This window comes from Enterococcus sp. DIV0213h, from assembly GCF_051711285.1.
GTDB lineage: Bacteria > Bacillota > Bacilli > Lactobacillales > Enterococcaceae > Enterococcus_D > Enterococcus_D casseliflavus.
This window is the reverse complement of record NZ_JBIOMH010000001.1, coordinates 3103183-3120118: the sequence shown is the minus strand read 5'-3', so window position 1 is coordinate 3120118 and position 16936 is coordinate 3103183. Positions and strand designations below refer to the sequence as shown.

General features: G+C 41.7%; 14 protein-coding genes. 12 read left to right on the top strand and 2 right to left on the bottom strand.

Annotated features, from left to right (window positions below):
- Positions 1-481: 481 nt before the first annotated feature.
- Entirely contained in the window at positions 482-2089 is a 1608-nt protein-coding gene (locus IGI77_RS14595) for a CTP synthase (protein WP_005228290.1), read from the top strand.
- 264 nt (positions 2090-2353) lie between these two features.
- On the opposite strand, the gene IGI77_RS14590 is transcribed toward IGI77_RS14595, so the two are convergent.
- Positions 2354-2809, bottom strand: a complete 456-nt coding sequence (locus IGI77_RS14590) for a YehR family lipoprotein (protein WP_005233973.1) — start codon at positions 2807-2809, stop codon at positions 2354-2356.
- Between the two features lie 368 nt (positions 2810-3177).
- Here IGI77_RS14590 and IGI77_RS14585 point away from each other — a divergent pair, with 368 nt between their 5' ends.
- The 5 genes from IGI77_RS14585 (at position 3178) to IGI77_RS14565 (ending at position 8259) form a co-directional block, all read left to right on the top strand.
- Positions 3178-4047, top strand: a complete 870-nt coding sequence (locus IGI77_RS14585) for a class II fructose-bisphosphate aldolase (RefSeq protein WP_005228297.1) — start codon at positions 3178-3180, stop codon at positions 4045-4047.
- 173 nt (positions 4048-4220) lie between these two features.
- Positions 4221-5480, top strand: coding sequence for a UDP-N-acetylglucosamine 1-carboxyvinyltransferase (locus IGI77_RS14580; protein ID WP_074536819.1), 1260 nt, complete (start codon positions 4221-4223; stop codon positions 5478-5480).
- A 2-nt stretch (positions 5481-5482) separates the two neighbouring features.
- Positions 5483-6778: a transcription termination factor Rho gene (gene rho / locus IGI77_RS14575; protein ID WP_005228301.1), complete on the top strand. Its 1296-nt coding sequence runs from the start codon at positions 5483-5485 to the stop codon at positions 6776-6778.
- A 99-nt stretch (positions 6779-6877) separates the two neighbouring features.
- Entirely contained in the window at positions 6878-7141 is a 264-nt protein-coding gene (locus IGI77_RS14570) for a type B 50S ribosomal protein L31 (RefSeq protein ID WP_005233979.1), read from the top strand.
- 491 nt (positions 7142-7632) lie between these two features.
- Complete coding sequence (locus IGI77_RS14565) at positions 7633-8259, top strand: restriction endonuclease (protein ID WP_269923985.1); 627 nt, start codon at positions 7633-7635, stop codon at positions 8257-8259.
- A 140-nt stretch (positions 8260-8399) separates the two neighbouring features.
- Here the strand turns inward: IGI77_RS14565 and IGI77_RS14560 are convergent, their stop codons facing one another.
- A complete protein-coding gene (locus IGI77_RS14560; RefSeq protein WP_015510314.1) occupies positions 8400-9299 on the bottom strand; it encodes a LysR family transcriptional regulator in 900 nt (299 codons plus the stop codon).
- Positions 9300-9534: 235 nt separating this feature from the next.
- Between IGI77_RS14560 and IGI77_RS14555 the strand changes: the two genes are divergently transcribed.
- The 6 genes from IGI77_RS14555 (at position 9535) to IGI77_RS14530 (ending at position 16901) form a co-directional block, all read left to right on the top strand.
- Positions 9535-10386, top strand: coding sequence for a sugar phosphate isomerase/epimerase family protein (locus tag IGI77_RS14555; RefSeq protein WP_438770269.1), 852 nt, complete (start codon positions 9535-9537; stop codon positions 10384-10386).
- A 29-nt stretch (positions 10387-10415) separates the two neighbouring features.
- Positions 10416-11264, top strand: a complete 849-nt coding sequence (aroE, locus tag IGI77_RS14550) for a shikimate dehydrogenase (protein ID WP_438770268.1) — start codon at positions 10416-10418, stop codon at positions 11262-11264.
- 87 nt (positions 11265-11351) lie between these two features.
- Positions 11352-12635 carry an MFS transporter gene (locus IGI77_RS14545; protein WP_438754695.1) on the top strand — a complete coding sequence of 428 codons (1284 nt, stop codon included), beginning with the start codon at positions 11352-11354 and terminating at the stop codon, positions 12633-12635.
- 115 nt (positions 12636-12750) lie between these two features.
- Complete coding sequence (locus IGI77_RS14540; protein ID WP_438770267.1) at positions 12751-14079, top strand: citrate transporter; 1329 nt, start codon at positions 12751-12753, stop codon at positions 14077-14079.
- Positions 14080-14096: 17 nt separating this feature from the next.
- A complete protein-coding gene (locus IGI77_RS14535; protein ID WP_438770266.1) occupies positions 14097-16217 on the top strand; it encodes a hydantoinase/oxoprolinase family protein in 2121 nt (706 codons plus the stop codon).
- A gap of 24 nt (positions 16218-16241) precedes the next feature.
- Entirely contained in the window at positions 16242-16901 is a 660-nt protein-coding gene (locus tag IGI77_RS14530) for a hypothetical protein (protein ID WP_015510308.1), read from the top strand.
- Positions 16902-16936: the final 35 nt, after the last annotated feature.

Sequence of the window (16936 nt, the reverse complement as noted above, 5' to 3'; positions counted from 1 at the left end):
CATCACTAGCGTAGAAGGCAGGAATCGAACCTGCACCTCGTCTTTGCCAAAAATAACCAGAAATACGTTCCGATCATTTTTACCAAAACGAGTAAAGCGCCAGACTTCATCTACACTTTGTATTATGCCAAAGAGAGTTCACCGATTTCGTAAGAAGCAATGAAAAATTTGCAAAAAGTTGTGCAGAAAACATGAAGGTTGTTTAAGAAAGAATAACCATAGAACTTAGTCGTGAAAAAGAAGGAACCAGCTGTATCGATAAGTAAAGCGCTTTGTCTGGAAACTTTGTTTTTTTCTGAAAAAATCAAATAAAGTTTTCTTGACATTTGCTAGGTGAGAATGTATCATTCTGTTTGGGCACTCTTTACAAGAGTCAGAAAGTGATTTAGAATTTTCGCTCCCTATTCATTTATGGATAGGGAGCTTTTATTATTTTCTAAATGCTTTTCCTGTAAAATAGATTAAAGGAGTTTTTCAGTTTATGACAAAATATATTTTTGTAACCGGCGGTGTGGTTTCTTCTATTGGTAAAGGGATCGTAGCAGCATCATTAGGACGTCTGTTGAAAAATCGCGGCTTGAAAGTAACGATTCAAAAATTCGATCCGTACATCAACGTCGATCCAGGAACGATGAGCCCATACCAACATGGTGAAGTATTCGTAACCGATGATGGAGCAGAGACCGACTTAGACTTAGGTCACTATGAACGCTTTATCGATATCAATTTGAACAAATACTCAAATGTAACAACTGGAAAAATCTATTCAGAAGTTTTGCGGAAAGAGCGTAAAGGAGAATACTTAGGCGCGACTGTTCAAGTGATCCCGCATATCACCAACGAGATCAAAGAAAAAATCATGCGGGCAGCCAAAATGACTGATTCAGATGTGATCATTACAGAAGTCGGCGGTACAGTAGGGGATATTGAATCATTGCCATTTCTAGAAGCTTTGCGTCAAATGAAAGCAGACGTAGGTTCAGACAATGTGATGTACATCCACACCACGCTGATTCCTTATTTGAAAGCAGCGGGCGAAATGAAAACCAAACCGACTCAACACAGTGTGAAGGAACTGCGCGGCTTGGGGATTCAACCAAATATCTTGGTCGTTCGTACAGAACAACCCGTAGGACAATCAACGAAAAACAAATTGGCCCAATTCTGTGACGTGGCACCAGAAGCCGTGATCGAATCTCGTGACGTTGAGACCCTTTATTCGATCCCATTGGCACTGCAAGCACAAGGCATGGATCAAATCGTGTGTGATCATTTGAAACTGACTGCACCAGCTGCTGACATGACTGAATGGCAAGCATTGGAAGAAAAGGTACTGAATTTGAAGAAAAAAGTACGTATCGCATTAGTCGGAAAATACGTGGAATTGCCAGATGCTTATCTATCAGTTGTCGAAGCCTTGAAACATTCTGGTTTTGCCTTTGATGCAGACATCGAGATCGATTGGATCAAAGCCCAAGAAATCACACGAGAAAACGTGGATTCTTACTTAGGTGAAGTAGACGGTATTCTTGTTCCTGGTGGATTCGGTGATCGCGGGATTGAAGGAAAAATCGAAGCGATCCGATATGCTCGGGAAAACGATGTACCATTCTTAGGGATTTGTCTAGGGATGCAAATGGCTTGTGTGGAATATGCCCGCAATGTCGTTGGCTTGGAAAATGCCAATTCCGCAGAAACCGATCCTGAAACAGCCAACAACATCATTGATTTGATGGCTGACCAAGAAAACATCGAAAACTTAGGTGGGACATTGCGCTTAGGCTTGTACCCATGTAAAGTGAAGAAAGGCACCAAAACAGCTGCAGCTTATGACGGAGAAGAAGTTGTTCAAGAACGTCACCGTCATCGTTATGAATTCAACAACAAATACCGTGAAATCTTTGAAGCAAACGGGATGGTTTTCTCAGGTGTGTCACCAGACAATCGTTTGGTGGAGATCGTTGAGATCCCAGAAAACAAATTCTTCGTGGGTTGCCAATTCCACCCAGAATTGATTTCTCGTCCAACTCGCCCACAACGCTTGATCAAAGCCTTTGTTGGAGCTTCATTAGACAACCGCCAAGCATAATAATCGCTAGCGGCAAACCAAGGAATGAATGTGCGAAACTCCTCATCTCAAGATGGGGAGTTTTTTTTGAGTTGCGCCATCCCAATAATCCGTAAAAGGTTGAAACTTGCGAGAGCGTTGGTAGAAGGTATCTGTTTCTGCACACAAAAAACTTCCGTCAAAACGACCGGAAGTTTCTGGCTGATGCATTATTTTTTTCGCTAACAGTTTGAATGAAATCCGCCAGCGGGAAACCCACGTTGATTTGCTGGTGCCTAGAGAGGATTATTCTTTTAGCTTATACCCTTGGTCTAAGAGCATTTCCTCTGTACGTTCCATGCTGATCCCATTTTCGGTGTTTCCTTCGAAACTAACCCCAGGTAATTGTTTCGCTGAATCATAATCCAACTCATCATAATTGATGGTCAATGATTCAGTCGCTTCACTATCTGTATAGTCGAGGGAATAGTCCAACCCTTTGACTTGCTGATACTGTTCTGCGATCGGATCAAGCACGGTTTGTGCTTCTTCTTTAGTCGTTACCCCGATCGCTGAATAAGGCATGACATTGTTCGCAGTCTGAGTTTTTACTTTATCGCCTTCATAAGTGAAGACCAGTTCCATTGAAACCCCATTTTGATCCATTGTGAATGTTTTGGTTTCTTCCTTGGCCCCCGAGCTACAGCTTGCCAAGAAAAGAACTCCGATGACTGCCAAAAATCCAATAAGCGCTTTTTTCATTTTATCCCTCCTTTTTTACATAATAATATAGCCGCTTTCACAAGGCTATTCTTATGCTCAAAAGAGAAGAAGAAAGGATTTGCTGGAAGATTATGATAAAATAACGAAAAAATATGTGAAATTTTTCTCGAATTTTCACATGCCGATTTGTTATCTAACGACCACAGACAGAAGAGCAAAACCTTACAGAATCCTAGACTTTCAGAAAAGATGATGAAAATGCTGGATTTTTATATTTGTGCAATCTTTTTTTGAAAAGAGAAATTCCTCTTTTTAGTAGCAAATACCGCAAATCTTTGCTAAAATAGCATTGTCGGTTAAGCATTGCTTAACAAATAAAGTTTTTCAAAACTTAGGAGGAATTTTTTATGCCAGTAGTATCAGGAGCTGAATTCTTAAAAGCTGCTCGTCAAGGCGGATATGCAGTCGGCGGATTCAACACAAACAACTTAGAATGGACACAAGCGATTTTAAAAGCTGCTGAAGCGAAAAAAGCGCCAGTTCTAATCCAAACTTCAATGGGTGCTGCCAAATATATGGGCGGATACAAAGTTGCTAAAGACATCGTTACAAACTTGGTTGATTCAATGAACATCACTGTTCCAGTTGCAATCCACTTAGACCACGGTGATTATGATGCAGCAATGGAATGTATCGAAGTTGGTTACACCTCTGTTATGTTTGATGGCTCTCACTTACCATTTGAAGAAAACTTGAAATTGGCTAAAGAAGTTGTCGAAAAAGCACACGCAAAAGGCGTTTCTGTTGAGTGTGAAGTTGGTTCAATCGGCGGAGAAGAAGATGGAATCATCGGTTCTGGCGAATTAGCTGACATCGAAGAATGTAAACAAATGGTTGCAACTGGTATTGATTACCTAGCTTGCGGAATTGGTAACATTCACGGTCAATACCCTGAAAACTGGAAAGGCCTTGCTTTTGACCACTTACAAGCAATCGCTGATGCAGTAGGTTCTGATGTACCATTAGTATTACACGGTGGTTCTGGTATTCCTCAAGACCAAATCGAAAAAGCAATCTCAATGGGTGTTTCTAAAGTAAACGTAAATACTGAATTCCAATTATCATTTGCTAAAGCAACTCGTGAATACATCGAAGCTGGCAAAGATAAAGAAGGTAAAGGATTCGACCCTCGTAAATTATTAGCACCAGGTGTTGCTGCAATCGTTAAAGATGCAGAAGAACACATCGACTGGTTCGGTTCAGCTGGTAAAGCTTAATCTTAATCAAAGATCAAAACTCTTAGAATCACTGATTCTAAGAGTTTTTTTGTTTTCCAAGAAAATATTCTTGATGCGGGAATCAAAAATATCCTGCATCTTTTTTCTTTGAGTGATCTGTGCTAAAATTGGAATGATACACATAAATTAAAAAAGAGTATAGGTGGAATTCCATGAAAAAAATTGTCATCAACGGCAATCGTCCCTTAAAAGGTGAAGTCACCATTAGCGGCGCAAAAAACAGTGCAGTCGCATTGATCCCGGCAGCGATCTTAGCTGATTCACCGGTCATTTTAGAAGGAGTGCCTGACATCCAAGATGTGCACTCATTAATTGAGATTATCGAAATCATGGGTGTGAAGACCCATTTTGAAAACAATACGCTAGAGATCGATCCGACAAACATCGTTTCGATCCCGATGCCTAACGGAAAAATCAACAGTCTACGAGCTTCTTACTATTTCATGGGGGCATTGTTGGCGAAGTTTGGTGAAGGCGTCGTTGGATTGCCTGGCGGCTGCTTCTTAGGCCCGCGACCAATCGATTTGCATATTAAAGGCTTCGAAGCACTTGGCGCAAAAGTCACCAACGAACATGGTGCCATGTACTTGCGTACCGAAGAAGAAGGCTTGGCTGGCGAACGGATCTTCCTAGATATGGTCTCCATCGGAGCAACCATCAATGTGATGCTGGCAGCAGTAAAAGCCAAAGGCAAAACGATCATTGAAAATGCCGCACGGGAACCTGAGATCATTGATGTTGCGACCCTTTTAAATAATATGGGAGCGAAAATCAGAGGTGCAGGTACCAATGAAATTCGTATCGAAGGCGTGGAAGAATTGCACGGTTGTCGTCATTCCATCATTCCAGACCGGATCGAAGCAGGAACCTACCTTTCTTTAGCCGCAGCAGCGGGGGAAGGCATTACTGTCAAAAATGTGATTTATGAGCATTTAGAAAGCTACATTGCGAAATTGGAAGAAATTGGCGTACGAATGGATATCAGCGAAGATGAAATCTATGTGCATCCCTCAAAAGACTTGAAACCAGCGACTGTGAAAACCTATCCTTATCCAGGATTTGCCACAGACCTGCAACAGCCGATCACACCATTATTGCTAAAAGCAAATGGAACATCGGAGATCATGGACACGATTTACGCCAAACGGGTCAACCATATTCCTGAATTAGCACGAATGGGCGCACAAGCAACGACAGAAGGCAACATGATTTTTGTCAGCGGACCGAGCCAATTGCACGGAGCAGAAGTTGTCGCTTCTGATTTAAGAGCAGGAGCTTGCCTTGTCATTGCCGGATTGATGGCGACTGGCACGACCAGCGTCTTTAATGTCGAGTATATTTTGCGCGGCTATGATCATATCATCGAAAAACTAACGGCTCTTGGAGCTGATATTCAAATGATAGAGGAGTAATTATGAGCGATTATCTTACGATGGCAGAGTTGGAAAACAAAACCTTAAAAGAAATCTACACCTTTGCCAAAGAGTTTCGAATTCCTTATTACAGCCAGATGAATAAAAAAGAATTGTCATTGGCTGTGATACGGGCGCAGGCGGAAAAACAAGGCTTCTTTTATATGGAAGGAATCTTGGATATCGTAGGCCAAGAAGGCTACGGTTTTTTACGCCCAATCAACTACGGACCGAGTGCAGAAGATATCTATATTTCTTCGTCACAGATTCGTCGGTTTAGTTTGCGTAATGGTGATAAAGTCGCCGGTAAGGCGCGCCCGCCCAAGGAATCTGAGCGCTATTATGGATTGATGCACGTTGAGTCTGTTAATGGCAAAGATCCAGAAGATGCCAAAGAGCGTCCGCATTTTCCAGCGCTGACGCCGCTTTATCCGAATCGTCATTTAAAATTAGAAACAACGTCAGGACGCCTTTCTACGCGGATGATCGACATGCTGTCGCCAGTGGGTTTTGGACAACGGGGACTGATCGTTGCTCCGCCTAAAGCTGGGAAAACTAGTATCTTGAAAGAAATTGCCAATGGGATCACTGACAACTATCCTGAGGTGGAATTGATTGTTCTTTTGATCGACGAGCGCCCAGAAGAAGTGACTGATCTGGAACGCAGTGTCAAAGGCGATGTTGTTTCTTCAACCTTTGACCTGCAGCCTAGCAACCATACCCGTGTTTCTGAATTGGTACTAGAACGGGCGATGCGTTTGGTAGAAGACAAGCGTGATGTCGTGATTCTGATGGATAGTATCACTCGTTTGGCAAGAGCCTACAACTTAGTGGTACCTCCAAGCGGACGTACACTAAGCGGCGGGATCGATCCAGCTGCTTTGTACAAACCAAAGAAATTTTTTGGTGCTGCCCGTAATATTGAAGAAGGCGGCAGTTTGACGATTCTTGCCACCGCACTGGTGGATACCGGCAGCCGCATGGATGATGTCATCTATGAAGAGTTTAAAGGAACCGGCAATATGGAGCTGCAGCTTTCTCGCAGCTTAGCAGAACGTCGGATCTTCCCAGCGATCGACATCAAGAAATCTGGTACCCGTAAAGAGGAATTGCTGATGAGCAGCGAGCAATTGGAAGAAACCTGGCGCTTACGCAACAACATGCTGGGGGATTCCTTGGAGTTCACAGAACAATTCATTCAATTCTTGCGTAAAACAAAGAACAATGAAGAGTTTTTAGCGGCTTTTCATGATGTCCATTTCGGAGACAAACGGCAAAAAAGAAATATAAAAAGATAATTGCATCTAAAAACCAAACATGGTAAGATAGTCATGTTGTAAAATCGACAAATCAACTCTGGTGAAGCAAATGAGCCAGGGCAAAGGAGAGAAGAAGAAATGAAACAAGATATCCATCCAGATTATCATCCAGTTGTATTCATGGACTCAACTACTGGTTTCAAATTCTTATCAGGTTCTACAAAGAATTCTCAAGAAACTGTTGAGTGGGAAGACGGCAACACGTATCCATTGATCCGTGTCGAAGTAACTTCTGATTCACATCCATTCTACACTGGACGTCAAAAATTCACACAAGCAGACGGACGTGTGGACCGTTTCAACAAAAAATACGGTCTCAAAGACACAAATGCTGCAGAATAAGACAAATAACTGCAAATGTTGTTTCGGCAACATTTCTGAGGTTTCCCTTTTACGAGGGAAACCTTTTTTTATTTTTATAGGTAATAGACACTCAACTGCTAAAGCGAAAGAAACCATTCAGAATCTGTTACAAGTAAAGTAAGAGGACTCAATAGATCAGTAAGACAAGAATGTGGAAATTAGCACTATAACGAATCCTATCTAAAAATTTTCTTAAATGAAGCAGTGATCAAGAGTGATTTGATTTAACCTTCGATTGTTATTGAATATTCAAGCTTCAATTGACTTTTAGCTTAAATAAAATTATCATTAAATCGATAATACCTCTTTATAAGTTTATTATTTTGACTTATTCAACCGAATTCAAACGATTTTTTGAGAAAAGTAGATTTTTCCTCTCTTAAGAACCAATTTTATTCTACATAATCAAAGACCACTTACTAGCTAAGCTTTAACTAATCACATCCAAAACAATCAAGAAAGGAAGAGACATGTTTTCATTTAAGAAAAAAAAGGAAGTTATTAATTTACCAGAACTAAGCAACTTTAATGAACGTACATACCCGAAAAAATTGAAAAAGATTGTGGCTCAATTAGAAACCTGTAAATCGGAGGATTTGAATTATATTGCTGAATGTATTTTACAAAAGATGGGATATACCGTCCAAAACATCGATGGTTACAAAGATGGTGGTATTGATGTGTATGCTTTTTCTAATAATAAAAAGGCAATAGCGGTCCAATGTAAAGCTTGGAATCCGCAAAAGACAACGGAGCGGATCAGTAAGCCACTTGTTGCCGCATTTAAAGGGATTTTTCCAGACAAAGGGTTTCCCAATGGGCTTTTCATCACAACACATTTTTTTACAGATCAAGCTTTAGAAATAGCCGGTGATAATTTACTGTTAATTGACAGAAAAAAACTGATTGAGCTGCTTGCGCATTTTTATCCAGAAATGATCAGTGAGTTATTTTATTATAAAACCTTGACTGAATTAGAAGAATGCAAGAGTTGTAAAAATGGGAAGAAGTTGAAACTTTACAATAAGAAGAAACGCAACTATTACTATATCTGTGAAACATGTGGAGAGTATAGCTCGTTTAATTATTCATCATGAGAAAAAGGGATAATAGAATAAGCAATAAAAAACAGACATTCCATTAATGAATGTCTGTTTTTTATTAAGTGAAAACGCCAAAAGAAGGTGGGAACGTAGTTTTATTCATATTTCTAAAGCTTTGTTTTTCACCCAGCCACTCAATAAACGATCTGTTTAGGATCTGCATGGGCCAAAATAAAGTCTTTGAAATTACTGACAACAGGAGGCAGGTAGGTTTCTTTGTTATAGGCTAAATAAAAGTATCGTTCCCAGCCGATGTCTTTGAGTTTGATTCGCTTAAGAGGCAAAGAGTCGAGCATCGTCATATTGGGAATGATAGCGATTCCTAAATTTTGGCTGACTAGACCTGCGATCACTTGATCGATCTTGACTTCATAGGCAACTTGATAGCTGACGTTGTTGCGCTGATAAAGGTCATCGATGATTTCACGTAAGGCACTTTTTTTGCTGAAAATAATCTGAGGATATTCTGCTAAGTCTTCCAAAGAGACTTCATCAAATTGTGCCAGAGGATGGTTCAACGCCGTTATCACGACAAGTTCTTGACTCGCGATCGGGACGAATTCAATGGTTGGTTCATTGGTGATATAAGAACAAATACCGAGGTCGTAGCGCAAGGTTTTTAGTCCCTGAACTGTTTCGGTACTGACGCTATCTGAATGAAATTCAAATTGAATCTTTTTTCCAGGATTTGCTTCAAGGAACTGTTTAGTGACTTTTGGTACGTAAGATGTACCGAGGACTTGTAAAAAAGCAAAGCTGATGTGACCGAATCCTTTACTGATTTTTGTTACTGTATCAATGCCGGAATCTAAATTTTCTAATGTTCGTATAACATGCTCATGAAAAATTTTTCCTGGTTTGGTTAGGGCGACGTTTCGTCCGTTTTTTTCAAAGAGTTGGACACCTAACTCATCTTCCAAGAGGGAAATTGCATTACTGAGGCTTGGCTGTGTAATGTTGAGCAATTTGCTCGAACGAGTGTAATGTTCTTCTCTAGCAAGGACATCAAAATACTTCAAATGTTGAAGATTCATAGAAACCTCCTCTAAAAGCCTTCTTTTTTTCCAGTATATCATAAGACTTATATCTTTTATCTATAGATTCATAAAGAAAAAACAATTAGAAGTGCTGAAACGAAAAAGCTATAATAACGGTAACAAACATTGTGAATAAAAACACAATTACTGCGGCCGCTTTTTAGTTCGTGTTTTTATTTCCAGCTGTAAACCAAGTAGTAGTTGTTTACAGACTTTTAAAGGGGGAAATAACATGAGAAACGTTCCATTGACGATCAGTTCATACACATTAGGGACAGAGATCAATTTTGAAGACAGAGTGAAGATTGCGAAAGAAGCAGGATATGACGGGATCGGTTTACGTGCGGAGACCTATATGCTTGCTGTGAAACAAGGGTATTCTGATGAGCGGATGCTTGAGATCCTTGCAGAACATGACATGAAAGTAACCGAGGTTGAATACATCACCTTATGGGCAGATCCGAATAAAACGATCGAAACGCCGGAAACACTGCTTCAGCAATTTAAAGAGCAAACGATCTATCATATGGCACGATTGTTTGGCGTGGGGCACATCAACTGTGGCTTGATGGAAAAATACCCAGCAGAGGTTCATATCCAAGCCTTTAAAGAACTGTGTACACGAGCAAAGGAGTTGGTCATCGGGTTAGAATTCATGCCTTATAGTGGCGTTCCTGATTTGGCGAGTGCATGGAATATTGTCAAAGAGGCAGATTGTGAAAATGGGATGCTGATCCTAGATACATGGCACTGGGCGAGAGCCAACATGACAGCAGCTGACTTGGAAGGGGTTCCAGCGGAGAAAGTTGTGTCGATCCAAATTTGTGATGTTTTAGAAAGACGATATCCTGATACGATCTTACGCGATGAGTCGATGCACGATCGCTTATGTCCAGGAACAGGATGGGGTGATACCGAAGGCTTCTTACGGGCGCTAAAAGCACACGGCATCAAGCCTCGTGTTGTAGGCACGGAAGTGATTTCTGATCCGATTTTAAGTCAAGGCTATCAAAAAGCAGCAGAACAAAATTACACAACGAGTATTGAAGTGATCCAAAACGCATGGCCAGAATTGCTTGCATAAGGAAAAACAAATAGAAAAGAGGAAACAAGATGAGCGAAAAAATTTCGGGAAAAACGAAGCTCTTAGGATTGATTGGTACACCTGTTGGACATTCTGGTTCACCAGCCATGTATAATTATGGCTTTGATCAGCTTGACATCGATGCGGTCTATTTGGCCTTTGACATCAAAGAAGACCAAGTTGCCCAAGCGATCGAGGCGTTCCGAACCTTCAAAATGAGTGGGAATGTCACGATGCCATGCAAAACGGCAGCCGCAGAATATATGGATGAATTAACACCTGCTGCAAAAATGGTGGGTGCGATCAATACCATCGTCAATGTTGAAGGCAAGCTCGTCGGTCACATTACCGATGGTGTCGGCTTTGTTGATAATCTGCAAGCCCACGATGTAAAAATGAAGGATCAAAAATTTGTTGTAATTGGAGCTGGAGGAGCTGCCACGGCGATTCAAGTCCAGTTGGCGATCGAAGGCGCAGCCTCTATTGCGATTTTTAACATCAAAGATGCTTTTTATGAGAAAGGCAAAGAGACCGTTGCTCGCATCAAAGAGTATTACCCTGACCTAGCAATTGAGATCTATGATTTGGCGGACCAAGCGTTATTAGCTGAAAAAATCAACGAAGCCGATTGTCTGGTGAATGCAACGACTGTTGGAATGGGTGAAGGAAATACAGCGACACCGATTGCAGACACCGATTTACTGCATGCAGATTTGACGGTGGCTGATGCGATCTATAACCCACCAATGACCCAGTTATTGAAAGATGCTAGCGCGAAGGGATGTAAGACTGTAGGTGGAAAAGGCATGCTTATCGGACAAGGAAAAGCCGCCTTTAAACTATTTACTGGAAAAGAATTGCCTATCAAAGCAAACTAACTAGGGACCGAGTATCCGTTTCCTACGAAATACCTTGAGGGGAACTTTCGTAGGAAAGTTGGATGTTCTTTTATAAGGAGCGTACAAATGAGAGCAAAAAAGTATATTTTGTCACTGGCAACTGTCTATATGTGTTATTTCACTCATGGAATTCAAGCCATTATTTTAAGCCAAAATGCGACTTATTTTTCGGATAAATGGGGCTATACCGATGCTTCTGCTGGAGCAGCGGCAGTATCGTTGGCAATCACTGCGACCGGATTAGGAAAATTTTTGACCGTCTGGATCGGTGGAGAAATTTCGGATAAAGTAGGACGCAAAAAAATGGCGGTCATGGGTGCTATTTTGTATACGCTATGCTTTTTAGGGTTATTACTGACGACGAACATGGTGATCGCATCTGTCTGTGCCTTTATCGCAGGGGTGGCGACTTCTGGATTTTGGGACGCTGCGTTATATCCTGCTTCTCAAGAAGCTGCACCGAAATATGCGGCCTCAGCGATGATTGGGATCAAGTTTTTTGTTTCTCTGTCAGGAGTCATTTATCCATTACTTGTGGTGAATTTCATTGGTTCTGGAAATCAATCAATGGGGATCGTCATTCCATTAGTCCTATCGATCGTCTGCACGATTTTAGCAGCAATCGCGCCCTTCGCTTATGATGACATGATAAAAGAAAAGACTGCTACCGTCGATGGAAAAGAAACGAATGCAGTTCAAGAAGAAATCGCGGCAATGAAAGCCAAGATGCTTGTTAAGCCGAATGTTATCGTTAATTTCTTCACAATGTTCTTTGGTTTTATCTGTATGTTTATTATGTACGGTGCCCAACAGTATACCAAAGCGTTTGGGTTGACGAATGCTGGTTTGACTGAGATGCAGTCAGCAGGGCTAACATCGATCTATACTTTTGGCTCAATGGTGGCAGTTTTGTTTTGGGCAGTGATGATGGGGAAATTGCGTTGGAATCCACTGAAAGTCTTGTTTATTGATACGGTGTTCATCGCTCTTGCATTGGGGATGGTCCTAGTGATCCAACACGTGGTAGTGATTTATATCAGTATCGCATTCCTGGGCTTCTTTGCTGCCGGAGGGGCGTTGCAAACTGGGCTAGGGGTACGACAAATGTTTTGCCCTGGACCAAAAGGTCGAAATACCGGGATCTACTATACTTGGATGGGCTTAGCAAGTACCTTTTTGCCTTACATCGTTGCTTCCATGACTCGGTCTGTAGGAGAAACGCAAGCGATTTTTCTGATGATGGGCTTATTACTTGCAGCTGCTGTATTAGCGATCATCATGATGGTTTATTTGTTACTGCAACACAAAAGAGTTTTTGGCTATAGCGCATTTGATAAGTTAAAGGACTAAACGTCCTGGAGGATAGTGGCCAACCACTTCCTCCTTTTTCGCTTTTGTTAAACAGGTGACTTAGCGTATCTGGTTGCAGGTTTAAACGGCGTAAATTGTATGAAGGAGAAGAAGTATGGATAGCTTGATTGGCTTATTACTAGTAGTGTCATTTGGTGGCATGGTTTTTTATTGTATCAAAGGGTATAACCTGATGATTGGTTTTATTGTTATGGCAACGTTATGGGTGTTGTTGCCACTTATAGGGAATGTTATTTCACCCAATCCGGCTTTTGAAAACCTACCATTTACCGAGATGCTGGCACAGGTTTATCAACAGGCGCCAGAACGCTGGGGAGCTTCACAAATGAATATTTTTGTAGGAGCCTTCTTTGGTCGGATCTTGTTGGAAACTGGAATTGCGACAACCATCATTCGCAAGAGTGTGGAACTTGGCGGGGATAGTCCAGCGATTATTCTAGTAATTGTCAATTTGATTACCGGCTTTATCTTTTCGTCAATGTCAGGTGCCGGATCTGTCATCGCGATCGCCGTGATCGTATTACCGATTTTGTTTTCGATTGGTATTCCTAAAGTTGTGGCATTCTTTAGTTTTTCCGCTTCAGTGGCAGCAGGTGTTTTCTTAAATCCAATCAACTTCACACAGTATCAAGCATTTTTTGGCAATGTGAATGGTGGGATCGATTACACCTATAATGATTATTTTTCGTTTGGATTATTGGCATTCTTTGTGATGATTTTGGTTTCTTCGATTTTTGCTATTGGGTATTTGAGAGTAGAAAGTTTGACTTATGCTTGGGCGGTTGGAGAAGAACCTAAAGTCCATGACGTGCCTAGTTCGGCATTGCTCACGCCCTTTATTCCGGTTGTAGGAGTCATCATCTTTCAATTTCCAGTGATCTTTTGTTTTATTGGTGCGAGTCTGTATGCCTTGTGGATTTGTGGCGTTTTAAAGGATGGGTTCAGAAAAGATTCTCAGATTTTGACCCGTATTTTTGCAGATGGGGTCAAAGATACTGCGACCTTAGTTGCCTTTTGGATGACTCTTGCGATGTTCAATGCAGCTGCTACGTTTGCAGCACCGTATTTTGAATCATTGCTAGGAGGAATGATTCCGACGCATCCCTTAGCGCTTTGTCTACTTTTTGGCTTTTTAGCTCCCTTGACTTGGTTTCGCGGACCCCTTTCTTTGATTGGTTGTGGCGCAGCATTGCTAGCAGTGATCAGCAATCAAACCAATTATCCAGTGACCTTTTTGTATCCGTTATTCATTTCCAACATGATCGGCATGGGACATTTTGATTTGACCATTTCTTGGAACGCTTGGGGATTAGGCTTCAATAATATCAACACGAGAGACTATATGAAAGTCGCTTTTTTACCAGGAATCGTTATTTCGCTTATTCTGGAGGTTGCGACGTTTCTGTTATATAGCCCGATTTAAAAAAGTAGGTGAAGAAAATGAGAAGAAGTGTCCGAATTGGCATCGATGTAGGCGGGACCCATACGAAAGCTGTCGCAATCAACAATGATACCCAAGAGGTGATTGGAAAATCATCTGTAAAAACGACCCACAAAAGTGAACAAGGGGTTGCAGAAGGCGTGGTTGCCTCATTTATCAAGTGTTTAGCCGAAAATCAGATCCAGCCTGAGGAAGTAGTTTTTGTCGCTCATAGTACTACTCAAGCCACCAATGCACTCTTAGAAGGTGATGTAGCAAAGGTCGGCATTATCAGTACGGCGAAAGGCGGCGTCGAAGGATGGCTAGCAAAGTGGCAAACGGCATTAAAAGATATTGATTTAGGTACGGGAAGAAGTATTGAAGTCGTGGCGCGGTTTATTCCTCAAAAAGAGCTTTCAAAGGCAACGATCGAAACGGCGTTAGCAGAACTGCAACAAGCACAGGCGCAAGTCATTGTGACTTCAGCAGCTTTTGGTGTAGATGATTTAAAAACAGAAGAAAGAATCGCTGAAGTGGCGAAACAAAAGGGTATCGAAGTGACCTTGGCGTCGGAAATGACCAAACTATATGGGTTATCCCGTAGAACCCGTACTGCTGCAATCAATGCATCGATCTTGCCAACGATGCTGGAAACGGCAAATTCAACAGAAAATAGTGTTCGCCAAGCAGGTGTGGATGTACCACTGATGATCATGCGTGGCGATGGCGGATTGATGGACATCGTTGAAATGAAAAAACGTCCGGTACTGACCATGCTTTCTGGACCAGCAGCTAGTGTGATGGGGGCATTGATGTATCTGCGAACATCAAATGGGATCTATTTTGAAGTAGGGGGAACTTCCACAAATCTTGGCGTGATCAAAAATGGTCGGCCAGTCATTGATTACTCAGAGATTGCAGGACATAAGACGTATGTCAATTCATTAGATGTTCGCGTCTTAGGTGTGGCTGGCGGCAGTATGGTTCGAGTGAACAAAAAAGGCGTGGTAGACGTCGGACCAAGAAGTGCTCATATCGCTGGTTTAGAATATAGCACGTATCTGCCAGAAGAAGAGATCGTTGCGCCAGAACTGGAGCTTTATGCGCCCAAAGAAGGTGACCCAGCGGATTATGTTGCAATCAAGCTCGCTAGCGGAAAACGAATCACGATCACGAATTCATGCGCTGCGAATGTCTTAGGGTATGTGACAAAGGATGATTTTTCTTATGGCAATGCCCATTCAGCCAGAAAAGCTATGCAACCTTTAGCGGAATACTTAGAAACGACAGTGGAGGATGTTGCACAACAAATTTTGGATCAAGCGGTTCAAAAAATAGCACCGGTGATTCATTCATTTGCCCGCAAGTATCAATTAGAACCAAATCAAATGACCTTAGTAGGAGTTGGAGGTGGTGTTTCTTCTCTGATCAAACATGCGGCGAAACAATTGTCATTAAATTATAAAATACCTGAAAACGCCGAAGTGATTTCATCAATTGGGGTGGCATTATCGGTGGTTCAAGATGTGGTGGAACGAATCGTTCCCAATCCAACAAAAGCCGATATTGCAGCAATCAAGCAAGAAGCCGCTACTTTAGCGATCGAGAGTGGGGCAACACCCGATAGTATTGAAGTCCATATTGAGATCGATCCTCAGACGCAAAAAATCACTGCGCGAGCTTCCGGTGCCACAGCTGCTCAGGCTGCTGAGCGTCAGAATCAAATCACTCGTGAAGAAGCGCAAGAGATTGCTGTTACTGAGCTGCAAGTTGCTAGAGAAAACGTGGTTTCTTGTGCTGCAAGTGAACATTTTTATGTCTATGGCGCAGCGACAAAAAAAGGCGATCGTGTTTGTGTCATTGATCATCGAGGGTTTATTCGCGTGCAAAGAGACCATGCAGCCGTCGTGAAAACGACGATCCAAAGTTATAGTGAACAAATCGCGCGTCTTTGGGAAAGTATGGCGAACTACCAAAGTGATCTAGTGATCCGACCAGATTTTTATATTTGTGCTGGTCCTCGTCTCTTTGATTTTAGTTCGACAGACTATACCCAATTGATGATGTTGATCGATATTGAATTAAGTCAGTTGATTGGTACAGAAGAAATTATTATTATTGCGGCGAATCGATTGCAATAGTGTAGGAAGGGAGGATCTTACTCCATGAGCGCAGCAGAATTTTGTCGACAGTTTTTACAACTGTGGTCTCAAGCAACCAATCCTCATTTGCAATTGCTAAAGCAAGACCCGCTGTATGCCAAAATCGATCCTGCACAGGCAGAGTATTTTATTGAAACTGCCGTGAGCATAGGCAAGCAAGAAGCCCACTGGTATCGAGAGCATCCTCAAGAATTGCAGGGAATCATTGATTCATTAAAGATCAACACGCTACCTGAAGCGCAAGCACAGCAGGAACGCTATACCTTTGCTTTGTATAAAAAAGTGGATCAAATCATGATCGATCACACGTTCTTGGCACAAGCACAGCAGTTTATCGAAGCGCAACAATTAAGTCGACTCCTGCCAACGACTACACTAACGGAAGTGGTATTGATGCATGAAATATTCCATGTGCTCGAATACCGCAAAAATCTGTGGACCGTCAAAAAGCAACTGCACTATCATATTGGATTTTTGAAAAAACAAGCACGTCTTTATTCGCTGAGTGAGATTGCAGCTGCATCCTTTGTACAAGAATTTTATCAACTTGAAAATTCGCCGATGCTGCTGGCAAGCTGTATGATTTACTGTAAAAATCCTTTGTTGGCACAAGCGATCGTCACTGCCTCTTTAGAGAATCAAACTATTCACAGAAGCTATTGATCAATGGAAAAAAAGAATTAGTTTCTCTATCAATA

What these genes read in the sequence shown, in the direction of transcription:
- IGI77_RS14595 (WP_005228290.1), top strand. Translation starts at nt 482, where the DNA reads ATGACAAAATATATTTTTGTAACCGGCGGTGTGGTTTCTTCTATTGGT.
- IGI77_RS14590 (WP_005233973.1), bottom strand. Translation starts at nt 2,809, where the DNA reads ATGAAAAAAGCGCTTATTGGATTTTTGGCAGTCATCGGAGTTCTTTTC.
- IGI77_RS14585 (WP_005228297.1), top strand. Translation starts at nt 3,178, where the DNA reads ATGCCAGTAGTATCAGGAGCTGAATTCTTAAAAGCTGCTCGTCAAGGC.
- IGI77_RS14580 (WP_074536819.1), top strand. Translation starts at nt 4,221, where the DNA reads ATGAAAAAAATTGTCATCAACGGCAATCGTCCCTTAAAAGGTGAAGTC.
- rho (WP_005228301.1), top strand. Translation starts at nt 5,483, where the DNA reads ATGAGCGATTATCTTACGATGGCAGAGTTGGAAAACAAAACCTTAAAA.
- IGI77_RS14570 (WP_005233979.1), top strand. Translation starts at nt 6,878, where the DNA reads ATGAAACAAGATATCCATCCAGATTATCATCCAGTTGTATTCATGGAC.
- IGI77_RS14565 (WP_269923985.1), top strand. Translation starts at nt 7,633, where the DNA reads ATGTTTTCATTTAAGAAAAAAAAGGAAGTTATTAATTTACCAGAACTA.
- IGI77_RS14560 (WP_015510314.1), bottom strand. Translation starts at nt 9,299, where the DNA reads ATGAATCTTCAACATTTGAAGTATTTTGATGTCCTTGCTAGAGAAGAA.
- IGI77_RS14555 (WP_438770269.1), top strand. Translation starts at nt 9,535, where the DNA reads ATGAGAAACGTTCCATTGACGATCAGTTCATACACATTAGGGACAGAG.
- aroE (WP_438770268.1), top strand. Translation starts at nt 10,416, where the DNA reads ATGAGCGAAAAAATTTCGGGAAAAACGAAGCTCTTAGGATTGATTGGT.
- IGI77_RS14545 (WP_438754695.1), top strand. Translation starts at nt 11,352, where the DNA reads ATGAGAGCAAAAAAGTATATTTTGTCACTGGCAACTGTCTATATGTGT.
- IGI77_RS14540 (WP_438770267.1), top strand. Translation starts at nt 12,751, where the DNA reads ATGGATAGCTTGATTGGCTTATTACTAGTAGTGTCATTTGGTGGCATG.
- IGI77_RS14535 (WP_438770266.1), top strand. Translation starts at nt 14,097, where the DNA reads ATGAGAAGAAGTGTCCGAATTGGCATCGATGTAGGCGGGACCCATACG.
- IGI77_RS14530 (WP_015510308.1), top strand. Translation starts at nt 16,242, where the DNA reads ATGAGCGCAGCAGAATTTTGTCGACAGTTTTTACAACTGTGGTCTCAA.